Below are 17,313 nucleotides of genomic sequence, written 5' to 3' on the forward strand. Positions count from 1 at the left end.
TATTCTATATTTTCACAAATTCTCAATAATTGTTCCTTATTTTTATGACTTTGCTAAAATATAATTTATTAATGGTCTGAAGAAGATACATAAGTATCTTCTTTTTTAAAGAATAGAAAGGAAGAGCAAAATGTATAAACTAGTTGTGAGTGATATGGATGGAACTTTATTAAATAGTAAAAATGTAGTTTCTGAGGAGAATAAAATAGCACTTCAAAAACTAATAGATAAAGATATTCACATAGCTATTGCTACAGGTAGAATTTATACTTCAGCAAAGGTCTATGCAAAATATTTAGATATTGTAACACCTATTATTGCTTGTAATGGAGCTATTGTAAAAGATTTAAATACTAATGAAATTTTATATGAAAGTTATATGGAAAAAGAAGATGTTTTAAAAGTCATAGAGATTTGTAAAAAATATGGACTTTATTATCAATTTTATAATGAAGATACATTTTATACAGAAGAGTTAGCCTATAGTTCTTTAAAGTATTCTGAATGGAATAAAACATTAAAAGAAGAAGATCGTGTTCGTATCGAATTAATCAAAGATGGCTATAGTTATATTCAAAATCATAATGAAAAAATTTATAAAATGTCTTTAATGAGTGATGATCAAAAAATTTTAGTAGAAGCTAGAAAAGAATTAGAAACTATAGATTCTCTTGAAGTAAGCAAGTCATGGTATAATAATATTGAAATTATGAAAAAAGGAGTTTCAAAGGGAAGAGCTATTGAGGAACTTACAAAGTATTTAGGAGTAAAAAGAGAAGAAATTATATCCTTTGGAGATAATGAAAATGATATGAGTATGCTTAACTATGCAGGACTAGGGGTAGCCATGGGCAATTCTGAAGAAATTGTAAAAAAAAGTGCTGATTATATAACTTCCACAAATGATGAAGATGGAGTAGCAAAAGCTTTATATAAATTTGTTTTGTAGGAGCAAAGAGATAGATAGAATCTTACAGTAAACCAGAGAAGATCTTAATGCTTGACAGTATATATTTTTTATGTTAACATTATATTTGTATCTCAAGATCAATATAAAGTAGGTGTTTGCATGGGACATGGTAAATTAATTGCGAATAATAAAAAAGCAAGACATGACTATTTTATTGAAGAGACTTATGAAGCTGGCATTGAATTGACAGGAACAGAAGTTAAGTCTATTCGTATGGGTAGAATCAATTTAAAAGAGAGTCATGCAGAAATAGATCATGGAGAAATATTTGTCCACAATATGCATATTAGCCCTTATGAACAGGGAAATATCTACAATGTTGATCCTATAAGAAAAAGAAAACTTCTTTTGCACAAAAGAGAAATTACCAAGTTGTTAGGGTATACAACACAAAAGGGGTTGACCTTAGTTCCTCTTAAAGTGTATATTAATTCTAGAGGACTTGTTAAATTAGAGCTTGCCGTTGCAAAAGGAAAGAAATTGTACGACAAAAGATCTGATATTGCTCAAAAAGAATCCAATAGAAGGATTCAACAAGAATTAAGACAAAGGCAAAAAGAGTATTAATGACATGGGGGCGTACAGGTCTCGACGGGGGTTTGGAGCCTGCAGTAGCGAGTGGAGGTTTTTCCTTGGGGTCCGCCTTAAAAAACTGGGGAATTAAAGATAAACGCAAACGATAATTACGCATTAGCTGCCTAATAGCGCAGCTCGTCCTACCTAAGTTACCCACGGCTTAGACTAGGGCGTCAACTAAGTGGGGAACTGCTTTGGAGGTGTCTCGACCCAATAGCAGACTAATTGGGACTGGTCAAGAGGTTAGCCTGTCATTGGGCGAATCTTGCGATGAGAAATCAAAACAATGACTGCACTCGGAGAATCTGTTTGTGAAGGACTTTCGGACAGGGGTTCGATTCCCCTCGCCTCCACCAAATGTATCCACAATTATTTTGTGAGAAGAAAAACTATACATATTTGTATAGTTTTTTATTTTATAATAAAATTGTGGATACGTAATAGTACGGATCACCGCGGGAAGTCTTCGGATTTGATTTATAGAAAGAGGACAGTAATATGGTAGAAAAATCTAATAGAGAAATGATTTTAAATAAGCTTTTAACCTACTTCTCTGGAAAGTATTGTTGTTCTCAAGATGAAGAAATTATTAATGAAACTTAAAAATAAGAATCTTGATAAAAGGATTAAAATAAAATCCAGTAGAAAGCCTATCAATGCTTACTACTGGATTTATTTTATCAAATGAAATGCTCAAAAACTTTTTTTATTTTACAAATTCTATTTCTGTTTTTGGATGAAGTGTTGTTCCCCAAATAGAAACTTTAACTTCTTTTGTAAGAGGAACATTATATTCATCAATAACTGTTCTCCACCATTCCCATGCTAAACCTGTACACTCTTTTGCAAAAATTCTAATATTTTTTGAATTTGCTGGAATAGGAATAACTGTTGAAAAATGAGCTGTTTTGTCTGAATAGTTTCCATCCCAAGTTTTATGTGTTATGATTTCTTTTCCATTTTCATCATAAGAAAACTCATCCCAAGAAACTTCAAATTGTGCTACATAAGCTCCGCTATGATCTAAAACAATCTTTCCTTTTGAATATTCTGTAAAGTTTGTTTCAATATAATCTGTTTTATTTTGAACAGCTGCAATTGAATTATCTTTTAGAAAAACACTTGTATATGAAATTGGATATGCTGGATTTTTAGCGCTGAATTCAGAATTCTCTTTAATTACATTTCTAATTTCATCAAAATCTTTTGTAATAATCTTATTGTGCTCTTTTGAGTCTCCACCTAAAACAATGGCTGTAAATGTACTATTTTCTAAAATATCTTTATACTCAGAACTTGCTTTTACATCATTATTCTTTAAAACTGCTTTAAATGCAGATTGTACTTCTTTGCTATTTGAAGTTGTTTCTAATTTTACATAAATCGTTCTTCCATAAGATACATTAGAAATCATTAATGGTGGTGTTGAATCACTAATACCTTTTCTTTTCAAATCATTAAATGTAATGCTTTCATCAAATAAATCTGCTGGATTTTCAGGTAATTCTGCACTTACCGTATAAAAAATTTGTTTATACGCTGCAATCATGACTTTTTTTTCTCCACTTGAAACTGCGTTAAAATCAATTCCTAATGCATTATCTAAAATTTTTGCATTTACATTAAGAGCTCCTGAAATTTGAGATTTGCTATATACCATAGATTCTAAATACTGAGTTCTTGATGGCAATGTATTAGAACTTGAATATTTGTCATTCCATGTTGAAACTAAATCATCAATAGCTCCTGATACATTTCCATATGTAGGATTTTCAACTGTTATAGAGTTTGATTTTCTCATCCCTGGCAAATCAATACTAATATTAATTGGTTTTCTTTTGCACATTACAATATCTGGTTTGTTTTCTAAAAATCTTTCATTTGCCAATTGAATCGCTCCAGGATATGTTCTATCTGTTATAGAATCAATAATTGAAATATCTACAGGAGAAGTTGTTAATGATTTTTTCTTTCTCTCTACAACGATAAATTTATCTTTTGTAAAGTTTCCGTCTTTTGGAACAAAACTTTCAATATCTTCACCTTTGTTTGCTAGAATTTCCCTTGTGTCATAATCAAGGTTAGAGATTCCATCGTTAATATCTTTTGCATTTTGGGATTCAAAAGACTCTGTTTTGTTTTTTCCTTCATCTTTTGCATCTTCTTTAACATTTATTTCTTGTTTTTGACTTTCTTGAGCAAAACCTACAAGAGGTTGCGACAATAAGCAGAGAATCGTCAAAACACATAGTAAAGTTCTTGATTTTTTTGATTTTTTAAATAATTTCATAAGTATGTTTCCTCCTTTAATGAATTAAATAGAATATTCCTCCTTTTAAGATTTACATTATATTCTAATTTATTATATATTATTTTTTAAGAGAATACATCTTTTATTTGGAATATGCATAATAAGAACCAATCGTTTTAAGCTCTTTTTAGTACTTGGTATTCATTGTTTTAAAGCTATTTTTAAACACTTTTTAATTTTTACTTTTTAGTTCTTAAGTCCCATTTTTAATTTAAAATTTAGGGGGAATTTAAAATTTTTTGTTATTTTACCGAATATATGCAAGTATATAAATACATAAAAATTAAAATTTTTACTTTTGCTCCTAGTTGATTTATTATGGGATATATCATAGTACTTCACGTTATGTGTTTATAACATGATTTAGATACTGTCAAATTCCAATTATATAGAATATATATATAAGAATAAAATGGACAATGTCTATTGAATTAAGTAAGGATATTCTCTGATTAGGGATTAGTGCTTAGGTTATTTTGTTTTCATAAAATGAATAGCACATAAGCGATGGTAAGCGATGGGACAGTTAAAGATTAAGAATAATAAATCATAAAATGCAAAGACTACTCCTAAAAGAAGAAAGGAGTAGTTTTTATGCCGAGAGCAGCTCGTATAAAGAGTGAAGAAGGAATTTATCATATTATGTTTCGCAGCATAAGTGAAGTGAATTTGTTTTTAGATGATCTAGATAAAATTAAATATTTTAAGTTGGCTCAAAAATATCAACAGAAGTTTCAATTTAAGGTATATGCCTATTGTTTAATGGATAATCATGGACATATGATAATAGATTGTAATGGAGCAGACATATCTAAAATCATGCATAGTATCAATTTTTGCTATGCTCAATATTTTAATAGAAAATATAATAGGCATGGACATTTATTCCAAGATCGATTTAAAAGCAAAATAATTAAAGATGAAAAATATTTAATCACTTTATCTGCTTATATTCATAATAATCCTAAGGATTTGTTTGATTATAAAGGACAAGTAGAAAAATATAAATTTTCTAGTTTGAATGATTATATAGCAGAAAGTAATATCTTTGAAATATTAGATATATCTTTTTTAAGTGAAATACTTAATTTAAGCAATAAGAAAAATAAGAAAGCTTATATTGAACTTGTAAAAAAATGCGAGGGTGAAAATTACTCTATTGATGTAGAGTTTGAAAAAATTGAAAATTTATATAAAAGTGAAAGAAGGATTATTCCGAGACATTACACTGGAGAACAAGTGATAGAAATAGTAGCTAAATATTTAAAAACAGAGAAAAACACAGTACACATAAAATATAAAAGGCAATATGTAAAACTAAGAGCAATTAGCTGTTTCTTGATGAGCTGTTATTGTAATATGAGTCAAAATGACATATGTAAACTAATTGGAAATATTACTCAGACTCGAGTTTCTAATTTGTCTAAAATAGGTATGGATATGGTGTTAAAAGAACAAGAATTCTTAGATAGATTTTTAAAAAGTGCTTAAATTAAATAATTAAATAAAGGGATTATTTAGAGTGCCCAAAATAAAATACTATCCAATTGAACAGTCTTTTATCTAATGATGAAGGATTTTTTTATTATAAATAATTATAAAAACAATTAATTGTCCCCTAAATCCTAATAAAAAACCCCTTTAATACAATTTTATTTTTAAAAAAGGGTTTACTATATTATTTTTCCTTAACCGTCCCATACACTTATTTTTTGATAAAGTAATCATAAAGAAATTGTATAGATCGTACTTCTTCCATACACAAAATACTCATAATTAGCCAATAGAAGATATCAAAGCTACGCTTTTTAAAAATCGATCTATATTGCAATAAATATTTGTGTAATGTTTGTTTTGTTGAATTACTGGAAATACTAATCATATCAGATACCTCCTAGGTGTTGATTTTTGTAAAATTATCATTCCTAGGATTCGGGTATCTGATTTTGTTATTTTATCAAAATGAATATTCGATTACTTGCAAAGTGGTGCTTATTTTATTATATAGAAATAAATCTTTTATAAAATTCTTATTTTTGTTGAAGAAGTTCGTTTATTATAATTGAGTTTCTACATAATAACTAAATATGGATGATATTTCACTAGTGTTCAAATTTTAGATAATATTACTATTGACTTTTATAAGCTCTATGTACTTATTTAAAGAGCTATACTGTTTTTACTACAAGGAATATATTTCTGTTAAAACCAGACGCACTTATCCGCAGAAGTGTTAGCTTAATTATTTTTATGGAATTATTTATAAATTAACTTTCAAACAAAGTATTCCATCTGAATCTGATTTCATAAAATCATGGAGATCTCTCAAGCTATCTAGCTACGCTAAATGGAAATAAATTAAAGATTTAAAATGATCTTGAGCGATATAATAGTCAGCATTTAGCATATAAGCTGACTTTTTCAACGTTTTCCAATCAATGAGTTCTAAAAATTTCTGAAAAATAGTGATATAATTATCCTTAACCAATAGTCAGTACCCCTTTGCAAATATAGTTGGTGAGATAATTATATTATTGCAAAGGTTACTGGCTATTTTTATATCTAAATTTATGGTAATAAATAAATTAAATGGTACTTACGATTTGTAAATGGATGTTATATCCATTTATTGAACACTAGTGATGATATTTATTGTTTCATTAAATTAATAGAATATAATTATGATATACTGTATGTATAAATTATAATTGGCAATTAAAATATGGGGGAGAATCGTATGGAAACAAAAGACTTAATCATTAGGAACTCTATATGGGAGGATCTTGATATTTTCTACAAGTGGGAATTGACACCTGAGGTGAATGAATTTTTTAGTATTTCTGAAAATCAAAGCTATGAAATGGTTGCACGTACATATATCCATGATGATGACAATCCTAATCAGAGGCAATATACTATAGTTCTTAAAGAGACAGGAAAGCCAATAGGCAGAATTATACTTGGAGATTTAATTGAGGGCTGGAAAGTTGAAGTGTTTAGAATTTATATCGGTGATCCAGTATTGAGAAATAAAGGCTATGGCAGACAATCTATGAAGGCAATCATGAAACTTTGTTTTGAAGAGTGGAATCTTGAAAGAGTATATCTTGATCATTATAATGGGAATCCTGCTTCTTTTTTATATCAATCACTAGGTTTTAAATATGAGGGCGTTTTGAGGAATAACTGTAGAAAAAATGGAAAGTTTTATGATGTTCATTTAATGTCAATGTTAAAAGATGAATATGTACAAAAATATCAATACCATAATGTATAATGTAAAGTGTAAATAATAAAAAGAGGAATAAGTTAATATCAAATACTTTGAAAAATCTTAACTAAAAATGCAAGTGTGTTTCATTTTCTCTCAAACTTAGGTTTGGGGGAATTTTATTTGATTAGATGATTTATAAAGGGGTAAAAAAGAGTTGGAAGAGTTAACTGATGTCATTCATCAGAGAAATATATTCATGAAATGGTTTTAATTGTGAGGAGGTATATGTATGTTTTTTAAGACTACAGAACAACATGAAAATTTGAGGAAAAAAATCAGAGAGTTTGCTGAAGAAGAAGTGAAACCTATTGCATTTTTGCTAGATCAAGAAAATAAATTTCCTTCAGAAGCAATTAAAAAATTAGCTGCTATGGGTATGATGGGACTTCCATATCCAAAAAAGTATGGGGGAGCAGGTTTGGACATAATTAGCTATGCAATTGCCATTGAGGAATTATCAAGAGTAGATGGTGGTACAGGAGTAATTCTTTCTGCTCACACATCTTTAGGTGGATATCCAATTGCTGCGTATGGTACAGAAGAACAAAAAAATAAATATTTAGTTCCACTGGCAAAGGGAGAAAAAATTGGAGCATTTGGTCTTACTGAAGAAAATGCAGGTAGTGATGCTGGTGGTACTGAAACAACTGCTGTTTTAGAAGGAGATTATTATATTTTAAATGGTGAAAAAATTTTTATTACCAATGCTGGTGAGGCTGATATTTACATTATTTTTGCAGTTACTACACCAAATATTGGTATTCGTGGTATCAGTGCTTTTATTGTGGAGAAGGGTTGGAAAGGATTTATCTTTGGTAAGCATTACGATAAGATGGGTATTCGTTCCTCTGTCACTGGAGAGTTGATTTTCAATGATGTGAAAGTTCCTAAAGAAAATCTATTGGGTAAAGAGGGAGAAGGTTTTAAGATTGCTATGTCTACATTAGATGGTGGTCGTATTGGCATTGCAGCTCAAGCTCTTGGTATTGCTCAGGGTGCTTATGAGCATGCACTGGAGTATTCAAAAGAAAGAATTCAGTTTGGTAAACCTATTTGTCAGCAACAGATTGTTGCTTTTAAGTTAGCTGATATGGCTACAAAGCTTAGAGCAGCTAGAATGCTTATTTATAGTGCGGCAGAGCTTAAGGAAAATCATGAATATTATAGTATGGAAGCTGCTATGGCGAAACAATATACTTCAGACGTTTGCCTTGAGATTGTCAATGATGCTCTTCAAATATTTGGTGGAAGTGGCTATATGAAAGGTATGGAAGTTGAGCGTGCTTACAGAGATGCTAAGATTTGTACAATATATGAAGGAACCAATGAGATTCAACGTCTAGTGATCTCTTCAAACATTATAGGCAAGATGCCAAAAAACGATAGCGTGGATAAGATTTCCAAAAAACAACCTGCTACAGGTTATCGTAAAAAAGTGATTTTTAAGGAAGGAACCTCTAAAGAAAGAGTCAATGCTCTTGTAGAAGCTCTTAAGGAAGATGGTTATGATTTTACAGTTGGAATTCCTTTGGATACTCCTATTAGTAAAGCTGAAAGGGTAGTCAGCGTGGGTTTAGGAATAGGAGAAAAAGAAAATATGAAGCTTATAGAAGACTTGGCAGTTCAAGCTGGAGCAGCTATAGGTTCTTCTCGTCCGGTAGCTGAAACTCTTAAATATGTACCACTAAATCGTTATGTTGGTATGTCTGGTCAAAAATTCAAAGGAAATCTTTACGTTGCCTGCGGTATCTCAGGTGCAGCCCAACATCTAAAGGGGATAAAGGATGCTTCTACAATTGTTGCTATAAATATTAATCCTAATGCGAAGATTTTTAAGAATGCAGACTATGGTATCGTAGGCGATTTAATGGAAATATTACCATTACTCACTGCTGCTTTAGACAATGGAGAGGCAAAGAAGGAGGCGCCACCAATGAAAAAAATGAAGAGAGCAGTTCCAAAAAAAGTTGCTCCAACTTGGAAATATCATGTATGTAACGGATGCGGTTACGAATACAATCCTGGTGTGGGCGATCCAGAAGGTGAAGTAAATACAGGTACACTTTTTGAAAAGCTACCTGAAGAATGGACTTGTCCTGCTTGTGGTGAAGAAAAAGATATGTTTATAGAAGTATGATTTTTGTAAGTAAGTAAATATAATAATGTGTTCTAGTATAAAGGGGGATTTAATTATGCATTGCGTTAGAAATATAACTGAGGATCTTTATTGGGTTGGGGGCAATGATCGTCGACTTGCTCTTTTTGAAAATATTCATCCTATTCCACGAGGTGTTTCCTATAACTCTTATCTACTTTTAGATGAGAAGACAGTGCTTTTTGATACTGTGGACTGGTCAATTTGCCGTCAGTTTCTTGAGAATATTAAAGGGGTTTTAGGAGATAGGAATTTAGATTACATGGTAATTAATCATATGGAGCCAGATCATGCAGCGTGCATTGAAGAGATCATTCTTCGTTATCCTAATATAAAAGTTGTATGCACTGAAAAAGCTTTTTTGTTCATGAATCAGTTTGGTTTTTGTATCCAGGATAACGTCATAGAAGTCAAAGAAGGAGATACGGTGTCCTTTGGAAAACATAACGTTGTATTTGTGTCTGCTCCAATGGTACATTGGCCAGAAGCTATGGTCACATATGATACTACTAATGGAGTGCTATTTTCAGCTGATGCCTTCGGATCTTTTGGAGCACTAGATGGTAAGCTATTTAATGATGAGGTAAACTTTGACAGAGATTGGATTGATGAGGCAAGAAGATATTATACAAATATTGTAGGAAAGTATGGTCCTCATGTTCAATCTTTGTTAAAGAAGGCAAGTAGTATTGATATTAAGATGATCTGTCCGCTGCATGGACCAGTATGGCATAATGATTTGGGGTATTTTTTAGATAAGTATGACAAATGGAGTCGATATGAACCTGAGGAAAAGGGGGTGATGATTGTTTATGGAACAATGTATGGAAATACAGAGGCTTCTGCTAATGATTTGGCAACAAGACTAGTGAAAAAGGGAATGACTAATGTAGTTATGTATGACGTTTCAAATACTCATGTTTCATATTTGATTTCTGAGACATTCAAATATAGTCATGTGGTTCTTGCTTCGGTAACTTATAACTTAAATATTTATCCACCAATGCTTAATTATCTAATGGATATGAGGGCATTAAATCTTCAAAAACGTACTTTTTCTATTATAGAAAATGGATCATGGGCTCCTCAATCTGGTAAATTGATGCGTGAACTTTTAAGTAATATGAAAGAAATGACTATCTTAGACAATGAGATGTCAGTAAGCTCCAGTATGAAAGAAGAGGATGGAGATTTAATGGACTCTCTTGCTGATAGTATTCTTGAGTCGATGAAGTAGATTTTATGAAATACGAATTTAGGATCAGTTCATGGATAAAATCCAAGAACTGATCCTTTCAAATATTTGAAGATTATTTTAAGCAATTATACAGCTTTTTTTATGGAAAGTATATAGCACAAATGAATATACTATGTAATCTAATAACTTGTATGGTACAGGAAAATAATAAAGACTGTTTTTAAAGGGCTATATGATCCCTCAAGCAGTCATGAAATATCCAAGGTAATTTTAAGAAAATAATTATAGAAATTAATGTATAATAGGGATAATTGTGTTACGATATAATCAATATAACCAATTAGGAGTGATTTTTAGATGATTTCATTATTTGATTGGACTTTAGAATTATTATCAGCTTTGTTACCAAATTGGGATAAGTTTAAAAGGATATATAAAATGATAACATTTGTAGTCATATTAGTAATAATCATTACTTGCATATGGAGATTTTAATTTTATGAAAGATATATTTACAATTGGATATTCTGGCTTTAAAATAGATAAATTTATTGAAGTTCTTAAAAAATATAAAATAAATAGTTTGATTGATGTAAGAAGCAATCCAAATTCTAAATTTTATGAGGATTACAATCAAAGTAAATTAGAAAGCTTATTGAAGTTACATGGAATAATTTATAGAGATTATAAGGATGAATTTGGAGCACGTCAAAAAAATTTAAAGTATTATATAAATGGATATTTAGATTTTAAAGAGTATGTAAAATGCCATGCTTTCTTAGAAGGTGTTCGTAAAATTAAAGCAGGGATGAAATTAAACTACTCTTTTGTTTTTATGTGTGCAGAAAAAGATCCAAGTATGTGTCATAGAAATATAATGGTGGCTAGAGAATTTGATAAACTAGGATATAACATAAAAAATATACTTTCAGATGGTTCATATGAATCTCAAGAAAGTATTGAGCAGAGATTAGTAAATCAATATTTTCCAAATAGAAATCAATTGACATTTTTTTATGAAAAGTTAAACTGGTCAGATATGGTTAATAAAAGTTATGAATATAGAAATGGTGAAATAGGATATAGAATGGATGAAAAACATAATACGAAGAAGTTTTAAAGAGAGAGTAGAAGAAAACTTGCTATAATAACAATATTATGATAATATATAAGCCTATATGCATATTTATATATGTTTTTGTAAGTTTCAAGTGTATGAGGGGTATTCTTACAAGGATATAAAAAATTTAAAATCATTTTTGAATCATAACGAGTGGAGGAAATAAAATAATGAGTAATTTGCCAAATTGTCCAAAATGTAATTCTGAATATACTTACGAAGATGGAAGTCTTTTGATTTGTCCAGAATGTGCTTATGAGTGGACTTTAGAATCAGAAAATGAAAATAGGGAAGATCAAAAGATTATCAAAGATGCAAATGGAAATGTTTTAAAGGATGGAGATTGTGTAGCGGTTATCAAAGATCTTAAAGTAAAGGGAAGTTCATCAGTTATAAAGATAGGTACAAAAGTAAAAAATATACGCTTAGTAGATGGAGATCATGATATTGATTGCAAAATTGATGGCTTTGGAGCTATGAAGTTAAAATCTGAATTTGTTAAAAAGATATAAATGAAGAAATAAGAAAACAGAACAGTAATGAGTATAAAGTTGCTAAATTAGGAATTTTATAAATATGTTAGAGAAAGGAATATAGGTATGAAGAATAGAATAGAAATGATTATTGCAGTAGGCTCCGAGTAAAGACTGTAAAAACATTCGGAATACAATTTTTCTCGGAGCCGTATTCACAAGATATAAATACGGTTAAGGTGTTTTGTGCAGTCTTTGCTTCATTATTTACGAATGAAAAAAGTAGATAGGAGCGAAGGTTATGAAATATGAAAAGGCACAAGATATATTACCTGAAGATATTATAAAATTAATTCAACAATATATAGATGGAGGGTATTTATATATACCTAGAAAGTTCGATAATAAAAAATCGTGGGGAAGTACCACTGGATTAAGGAAAGAGTTAAAAAAAAGGAATGTGGAAATTTTTGAAAAACATATTAGAGGAATATCTGTTAAAGAACTTACTGAACAATATTACCTTACTGAAAATAGTATTAGAAGGATCATTAGACAACAAAGATAAATCATATAAATATATCAAACGATACTTTACATTATCAATATAAGTATCGTTTTTTTAAATTATAATAGGGTGGTTAACTTTTTTACAGAATTGTTTATGACCTTGTTAGATCAATTGAGAGATGATAGTCTATAAATGCGCATATCAGTAAATATAGTCAGAAGATTAGCTTCAAATAAGTATATAAAATTGAAATTTGAGAACATACTATGCCATAGAATTTAGATGAAGAGAGGATCATAACATGAATAAAGTAACATGGCTGGAAGTCAAGTTTAAGTTTAAGGGTATGATCAACACTATTTTTCCAGTTATAGTGAGTGATGATAAGGATATAATTTTGATTGACTGTGGGTATCCTAAGTTTTTATCATTAATAGAAGATAGTGCAAGAAAAAATGGAGTTGATTTAGATAGATTAACAAAAATAATTGTCACTCATCATGATTTTGATCATATAGGAGCATTAGCAGAGTTTAAGAGAAAATATCCTAAAATAAAGATATTATCATCCATTAAAGATGAGAAGTATATTAGTGGGAAAGCAAAATCTTTAAGGTTACAACAGGCAGAGTCAATATATGATCAGCTTCCAGAACAATATAAAGAAGAAGCTAAAAATTTTCATAATATGCTTGAATCTATAGAGACTGTTCATGTAGATATGTTATTAAAAGATAAACATACATTTGATTGGTGTGGGGGGATAGAGATCATTGAAACCCCAGGTCATATGCCAGGACATATATCTATTTATTTAAAAGAAAGTAAAACTTTAGTATCAGGGGATGCTTTGGTAGTAGAGAATGGAAGGCTAGCTATTGCAAATCCAGAATATACTTTAGATATGAAGAAGGCTAAAGAATCTATAAAAAAGTTACTAAACTATGATATAGATACAATTATATGTTACCATGGGGGAGTTTATACAAAAGATATTAAAGAATCTCTTATAAAGATTTAAATAATGAATACTATTTTTTCTACTATAGAAAAATAATACAGATAAGGATTGATTTCATGAATAATAAAGTCATTGTTATAATGGATACAATAAGTACGCATGAATGTACTCAAATATTAGATGTATGGGAATCATCAGTGCGATCAACACATGATTTTTTAACTGAAGAAAATATTCAATCTATTAAACCAGTGGTTAAAAGTGGATTACTACAGATGCAAAAAGTAATTTGTATGAAAGATGATGAAAATAATATTCAAGCTTTTATGGGGATAAGTGATTATAAAATTGAAATGTTATTTATAAATGATGAGTTCAGAGGTAAAGGTATTGGCAAAAAGCTAATAGAATATGCTATAAACAAATTGAATGTAAAATATGTTGATGTAAATGAACAAAATAAACAGGCAGTAGGATTTTATGTTTATTTGGGATTTAAAGAATATAGTAGATCTAAAACGGATAGTCAAGGGAATCCATTTCCCATATTAAATATGAAGTTGAGATATTCCACACTGACAGGGGTAATGAATTCAAAAATAAGATTATAGATGAAGTTCTAAAAGCTTTTAAAATAAAACGTTCCTTAAGTAAAAAGGGATGTCCATACGATAATGCAGTTGCTGAAGCTGGATACAAAATTATAAAAACAGAATTCACATTTAATAGAAATTTCAAGAATTTAGAAGAACTAAAAAGAGAATTAAAAAGTGTTGACAATCCAAAAATTCATTGATAAAAACTAATTTTAGTAGTATAATGGAAATTAAATATAAGAATAGGTGATGGAGTTCACCTTTAAACGCACTTATGCTGATGACTCCTACAAGGAATATATGTTTATTGCTTGTAGGAGTTTTTTGTATTATGGGAATTATATTAAAGACAATATTATAAAGAAGGGAAGATTTAAAATGGCTTTAAGTTTGAGTTTGATTATTATTTTGGGATTGATATTTAATAAAGTATTTGAAAAAATCAAGCTTCCAGGGCTTTTAGGAATGTTGATTTTAGGTGTGATTATAGGACCTTTTGGATTTAATTTGATTAGCAAGGATATTTTAAATATATCTTCAGATTTAAGAAAAATTGCTTTAATTGTTATTTTGCTACGTGCTGGACTTGGAATTGAAAGAGAAACTTTAAAAAAGGTTGGAATATCTGCTGTAAAAATGAGTTGTATTCCAGGATTGTGTGAAGGATTTGCCATTATGTTTGTTGCAAGTTATTTTTTGAGGATATCTAAAATTGAAGCTGGAATGTTAGGATTTATTATTGCTGCTGTATCTCCAGCCGTGATTGTACCACAGATGCTAAATTTTATAAATGAGAGAAGAGGATATGATAAAGGAATTCCAACTTTAATTTTAGCAGGAGCATCTATAGATGATGTATTTGCGATTACTTTGTTTTCTACCTTTCTAGGTCTGTATGGTGGTAAAAATATAAATGTTTTTTCAAAAATTTTTGAAATCCCAATCTCTATTTTGTTAGGGATTTTGTTAGGGATTATAGTAGGAATGATCATAGTGTTTTTATTTAAAAAGTTTTACATTAGAGATACAAAAAAAGTACTTATATTAATTGGAATAGCAATACTTATGACTGCACTAGAAGATATATTAAGAGATATTATCCCAATAGCTAGCCTTTTAGGAGTTATGACAATAGGATTTGTAATTTTAGAGAAATCTTCAAATATAGGAAAGAGATTGTCTCAAAAATTAAATAAAATCTGGGTATTTGCGGAATTACTTTTATTTATTTTAGTAGGAGCCCAAGTAAATATACATGTTGCTCTACATTCAGGGGTGATAGGCTTGGTCATTATTTTTATAGGTTTAATTGCAAGAAGTGTAGGGGTTTTTATTTCTGTAGCAGGAACGAATTTTAAATTTAAAGAAAAGCTATTTTGTATGATTGCTTATGTACCAAAAGCTACTGTACAAGCAGCTATTGGAGCACTACCTTTATCAGTAGGAGTTGAGTCAGGAGAAATTATATTGGCTATTGCTGTTTTAGCTATTATGATTACAGCACCTTTAGGAGCGGTAGGAGTAAAATTAGCAGGGGATAAATGGCTTAGTGTAGATACAATAGAGGGAATAAAATGAAAAGATAGAATACTTAGTACTGTTTTTATGACTAAGTATTCTATCTTTTTTAAGTTATTTGTTTTTCAATTTTATTTAAAATTTCATGTATCTCAGATGGAAGGTTATAATCTTTTTCTTTGATTTCTTTTATTTTTTCAAGTACTAAATATAGATGATTATTGATGTTATCCTTTTGAATTTGTTGTAGTTGTGAAGAACTTTCGTCAAGTCTATTTCTAAAGTATAATAGTTTATCTATGGAATTTTTAAGTTCTTTTAACGTATCTAAGTTATAATGATTTACTAAATTTTCATTGATAATCTGAAGAATGTTTTCTATTTCATATTCAATTTCAAATAATAAATTCATATAAGAATTAGATGAATTCATATCATTTTCATCATTCTCGGATAGAAGATTAAATTTATTGGATAAATCATGATTTGAATCTACTGGAATATTACAATTATTTTCATTTTTATTTAAAAAACTACTTAAATCTTTTACAGATTTTCTCATTTGCTTGGATATATATGCAATGCATATCATTCCTATCAGAATAATAATAAAACTACTCGTAAATATTTCGTGTATTATTTTTTTTGTTTTTTCATAAATTTTTTCTTCTTCTATCATTCCTAGTACTTTCCATCCTGTTAGAGGATTGGTTGTATAGGTGACATGATAGTTTTTATTATTTTCACTAATATAAAAATTTCCTGAATTTTTTTCGTAAATTTTATCAATCCAGTGAGACTGAATTATTTTATCAAATTGTCTATCATTGACATCTTTTGTGATAAAAACATAATGATCTTGATCTTTGTCGATTAAGAAGGCATATCCTTGATTAAATGCTTTAAAGTTATCGATTTTATTAGATAATTCATCTAAAAAAAAATCTATAGCAAGTACTCCTTTTAATTCTTGATTAGAATCTGTAATTGTTTTTGAAATAGTGATGGTTGTTTTCTGTGTTGTAGCATCTGAATAGGGTTTTGTCCATGCTATTTTCCCATTGGCGGCTACTGCATTTATATACCAAGGCCTTTCATGTGCAACCCAATCAGCATATTCTAAAGTAGTAGATGTATCAGGCCAAGTAACTAATTTTTTATTGCCTAAAATAATTTTATTAGGAGCAAAATATGCAAAAGCTGTAGATGGGTAAGACTGTTGAAAGGATTTAAATAATTCTCTCGAAGGAATATAATACTTTTGAGGATCATCAGAAATGTTTTGTATCATTTCATTTTGAGAAAACATCTCTAAAGCACTTTCAAAAGTAGAAATAAATTCAGATATAGAATGATTCAATTGTAAAATAGAACGATCAAAGGATTCAAAATATTGATTTTTTAAAATCATTCTGGAGTTATCAAAATAGAAAGTACCAATGAATAAAATTCCTATTACAAATAGTACAACAAACCATACTAAAAATTTGCGTGAAACATTCTCCATAAATTTCCTCCTTCAAAGGGTCGGTTTATTCTTAATTTATGTTAACAGATAATCAAAAAATTTAAAATATAAGAAAGACTGAAAGATAAAAAGGTGACTCTATCATAAAACCGATGAATGAGAGTCACCTTTTGAATACTAAC

At 29.3% G+C, this 17,313-nt stretch carries 15 protein-coding genes, 1 other RNA gene, 2 pseudogenes and 1 riboswitch; of the genes and pseudogenes, 15 read left to right on the forward strand and 3 right to left on the reverse strand.

Annotated features, from left to right (window positions below; all coding sequences use genetic code 11):
- Window positions 1-130 precede the first annotated feature (130 nt).
- From EK368_RS08065 to ssrA, 3 genes are all read left to right on the forward strand, one after another.
- Window positions 131-949, forward strand: coding sequence for a Cof-type HAD-IIB family hydrolase (locus tag EK368_RS08065; RefSeq protein WP_129598280.1), 819 nt, complete (start codon window positions 131-133; stop codon window positions 947-949).
- A 120-nt stretch (window positions 950-1,069) separates the two neighbouring features.
- Entirely contained in the window at window positions 1,070-1,537 is a 468-nt protein-coding gene (gene smpB / locus EK368_RS08070; RefSeq protein WP_129598282.1) for an SsrA-binding protein SmpB, read from the forward strand.
- Between the two features lie 6 nt (window positions 1,538-1,543).
- Window positions 1,544-1,902: a transfer-messenger RNA gene (gene ssrA, locus EK368_RS08075) on the forward strand.
- Between the two features lie 350 nt (window positions 1,903-2,252).
- Here ssrA and EK368_RS08080 read toward each other — a convergent pair.
- On the reverse strand, window positions 2,253-3,836 hold the full coding sequence (locus EK368_RS08080) for a thiol-activated cytolysin family protein (RefSeq protein ID WP_129598284.1): 1,584 nt from the start codon (window positions 3,834-3,836) through the stop codon (window positions 2,253-2,255).
- 615 nt (window positions 3,837-4,451) lie between these two features.
- On the opposite strand from EK368_RS08080, the gene EK368_RS08085 reads away from it, so the two are divergent.
- Complete coding sequence (locus EK368_RS08085) at window positions 4,452-5,348, forward strand: transposase (RefSeq protein ID WP_129598286.1); 897 nt, start codon at window positions 4,452-4,454, stop codon at window positions 5,346-5,348.
- A gap of 217 nt (window positions 5,349-5,565) precedes the next feature.
- Here the strand turns inward: EK368_RS08085 and EK368_RS15370 are convergent.
- Window positions 5,566-5,739, reverse strand: a pseudogene (locus tag EK368_RS15370) (IS701 family transposase); the annotation flags it as partial.
- 855 nt (window positions 5,740-6,594) lie between these two features.
- Between EK368_RS15370 and EK368_RS08090 the strand changes: the two are divergent.
- The 11 genes and pseudogenes from EK368_RS08090 (at window position 6,595) to EK368_RS08135 (ending at window position 15,723) form a co-directional block, all read left to right on the forward strand.
- Entirely contained in the window at window positions 6,595-7,134 is a 540-nt protein-coding gene (locus EK368_RS08090; protein WP_165000378.1) for a GNAT family N-acetyltransferase, read from the forward strand.
- A gap of 226 nt (window positions 7,135-7,360) precedes the next feature.
- Complete coding sequence (locus EK368_RS08095; RefSeq protein WP_129598290.1) at window positions 7,361-9,268, forward strand: acyl-CoA dehydrogenase family protein; 1,908 nt, start codon at window positions 7,361-7,363, stop codon at window positions 9,266-9,268.
- 55 nt (window positions 9,269-9,323) lie between these two features.
- Window positions 9,324-10,523 carry an FprA family A-type flavoprotein gene (locus EK368_RS08100; RefSeq protein ID WP_129598292.1) on the forward strand — a complete coding sequence of 400 codons (1,200 nt, stop codon included), beginning with the start codon at window positions 9,324-9,326 and terminating at the stop codon, window positions 10,521-10,523.
- 318 nt (window positions 10,524-10,841) lie between these two features.
- Window positions 10,842-10,979, forward strand: coding sequence for a hypothetical protein (locus EK368_RS14865; protein WP_165000379.1), 138 nt, complete (start codon window positions 10,842-10,844; stop codon window positions 10,977-10,979).
- Window positions 10,980-10,983: 4 nt separating this feature from the next.
- The gene (locus tag EK368_RS08105) at window positions 10,984-11,604 is read left to right on the forward strand and encodes a DUF488 domain-containing protein (RefSeq protein WP_129598294.1); all 621 of its coding nucleotides are present in this window, start codon (window positions 10,984-10,986) and stop codon (window positions 11,602-11,604) included.
- 170 nt (window positions 11,605-11,774) lie between these two features.
- On the forward strand, window positions 11,775-12,116 hold the full coding sequence (locus EK368_RS08110; protein ID WP_129598297.1) for a zinc ribbon domain-containing protein YjdM: 342 nt from the start codon (window positions 11,775-11,777) through the stop codon (window positions 12,114-12,116).
- Window positions 12,117-12,378: 262 nt separating this feature from the next.
- Window positions 12,379-12,645: a CD3324 family protein gene (locus EK368_RS08115; protein WP_129598299.1), complete on the forward strand. Its 267-nt coding sequence runs from the start codon at window positions 12,379-12,381 to the stop codon at window positions 12,643-12,645.
- A 244-nt stretch (window positions 12,646-12,889) separates the two neighbouring features.
- On the forward strand, window positions 12,890-13,609 hold the full coding sequence (locus tag EK368_RS08120; RefSeq protein WP_129598301.1) for an MBL fold metallo-hydrolase: 720 nt from the start codon (window positions 12,890-12,892) through the stop codon (window positions 13,607-13,609).
- 56 nt (window positions 13,610-13,665) lie between these two features.
- Complete coding sequence (locus EK368_RS08125; protein ID WP_129598303.1) at window positions 13,666-14,160, forward strand: GNAT family N-acetyltransferase; 495 nt, start codon at window positions 13,666-13,668, stop codon at window positions 14,158-14,160.
- Window positions 14,109-14,330, forward strand: a pseudogene (locus EK368_RS08130) (IS3 family transposase); the annotation flags it as partial. The gene EK368_RS08125 and the pseudogene EK368_RS08130, both read left to right, overlap by 52 nt.
- Before the next feature lie 51 nt (window positions 14,331-14,381).
- Window positions 14,382-14,442: riboswitch (Fluoride riboswitch) on the forward strand.
- 81 nt (window positions 14,443-14,523) lie between these two features.
- On the forward strand, window positions 14,524-15,723 hold the full coding sequence (locus EK368_RS08135; RefSeq protein ID WP_129598305.1) for a cation:proton antiporter: 1,200 nt from the start codon (window positions 14,524-14,526) through the stop codon (window positions 15,721-15,723).
- A 49-nt stretch (window positions 15,724-15,772) separates the two neighbouring features.
- Here the strand turns inward: EK368_RS08135 and EK368_RS08140 are convergent, their stop codons facing one another.
- A complete protein-coding gene (locus EK368_RS08140; protein WP_129598308.1) occupies window positions 15,773-17,170 on the reverse strand; it encodes a cache domain-containing protein in 1,398 nt (465 codons plus the stop codon).
- Window positions 17,171-17,313 lie beyond the last annotated feature (143 nt).

Source organism: Anaerophilus nitritigenes, from assembly GCF_004138215.1.
Taxonomy (GTDB): domain Bacteria; phylum Bacillota; class Clostridia; order Peptostreptococcales; family Thermotaleaceae; genus Anaerophilus; species Anaerophilus nitritogenes.

Coding starts and splice junctions, on each gene's coding strand:
- EK368_RS08065 (WP_129598280.1), top strand. CDS start 131: ATGTATAAACTAGTTGTGAGTGATATGGATGGAACTTTATTAAATAGT.
- smpB (WP_129598282.1), top strand. CDS start 1,070: ATGGGACATGGTAAATTAATTGCGAATAATAAAAAAGCAAGACATGAC.
- EK368_RS08080 (WP_129598284.1), bottom strand. CDS start 3,836: ATGAAATTATTTAAAAAATCAAAAAAATCAAGAACTTTACTATGTGTT.
- EK368_RS08085 (WP_129598286.1), top strand. CDS start 4,452: ATGCCGAGAGCAGCTCGTATAAAGAGTGAAGAAGGAATTTATCATATT.
- EK368_RS08090 (WP_165000378.1), top strand. CDS start 6,595: ATGGAAACAAAAGACTTAATCATTAGGAACTCTATATGGGAGGATCTT.
- EK368_RS08095 (WP_129598290.1), top strand. CDS start 7,361: ATGTTTTTTAAGACTACAGAACAACATGAAAATTTGAGGAAAAAAATC.
- EK368_RS08100 (WP_129598292.1), top strand. CDS start 9,324: ATGCATTGCGTTAGAAATATAACTGAGGATCTTTATTGGGTTGGGGGC.
- EK368_RS14865 (WP_165000379.1), top strand. CDS start 10,842: ATGATTTCATTATTTGATTGGACTTTAGAATTATTATCAGCTTTGTTA.
- EK368_RS08105 (WP_129598294.1), top strand. CDS start 10,984: ATGAAAGATATATTTACAATTGGATATTCTGGCTTTAAAATAGATAAA.
- EK368_RS08110 (WP_129598297.1), top strand. CDS start 11,775: ATGAGTAATTTGCCAAATTGTCCAAAATGTAATTCTGAATATACTTAC.
- EK368_RS08115 (WP_129598299.1), top strand. CDS start 12,379: ATGAAATATGAAAAGGCACAAGATATATTACCTGAAGATATTATAAAA.
- EK368_RS08120 (WP_129598301.1), top strand. CDS start 12,890: ATGAATAAAGTAACATGGCTGGAAGTCAAGTTTAAGTTTAAGGGTATG.
- EK368_RS08125 (WP_129598303.1), top strand. CDS start 13,666: ATGAATAATAAAGTCATTGTTATAATGGATACAATAAGTACGCATGAA.
- EK368_RS08135 (WP_129598305.1), top strand. CDS start 14,524: ATGGCTTTAAGTTTGAGTTTGATTATTATTTTGGGATTGATATTTAAT.
- EK368_RS08140 (WP_129598308.1), bottom strand. CDS start 17,170: ATGGAGAATGTTTCACGCAAATTTTTAGTATGGTTTGTTGTACTATTT.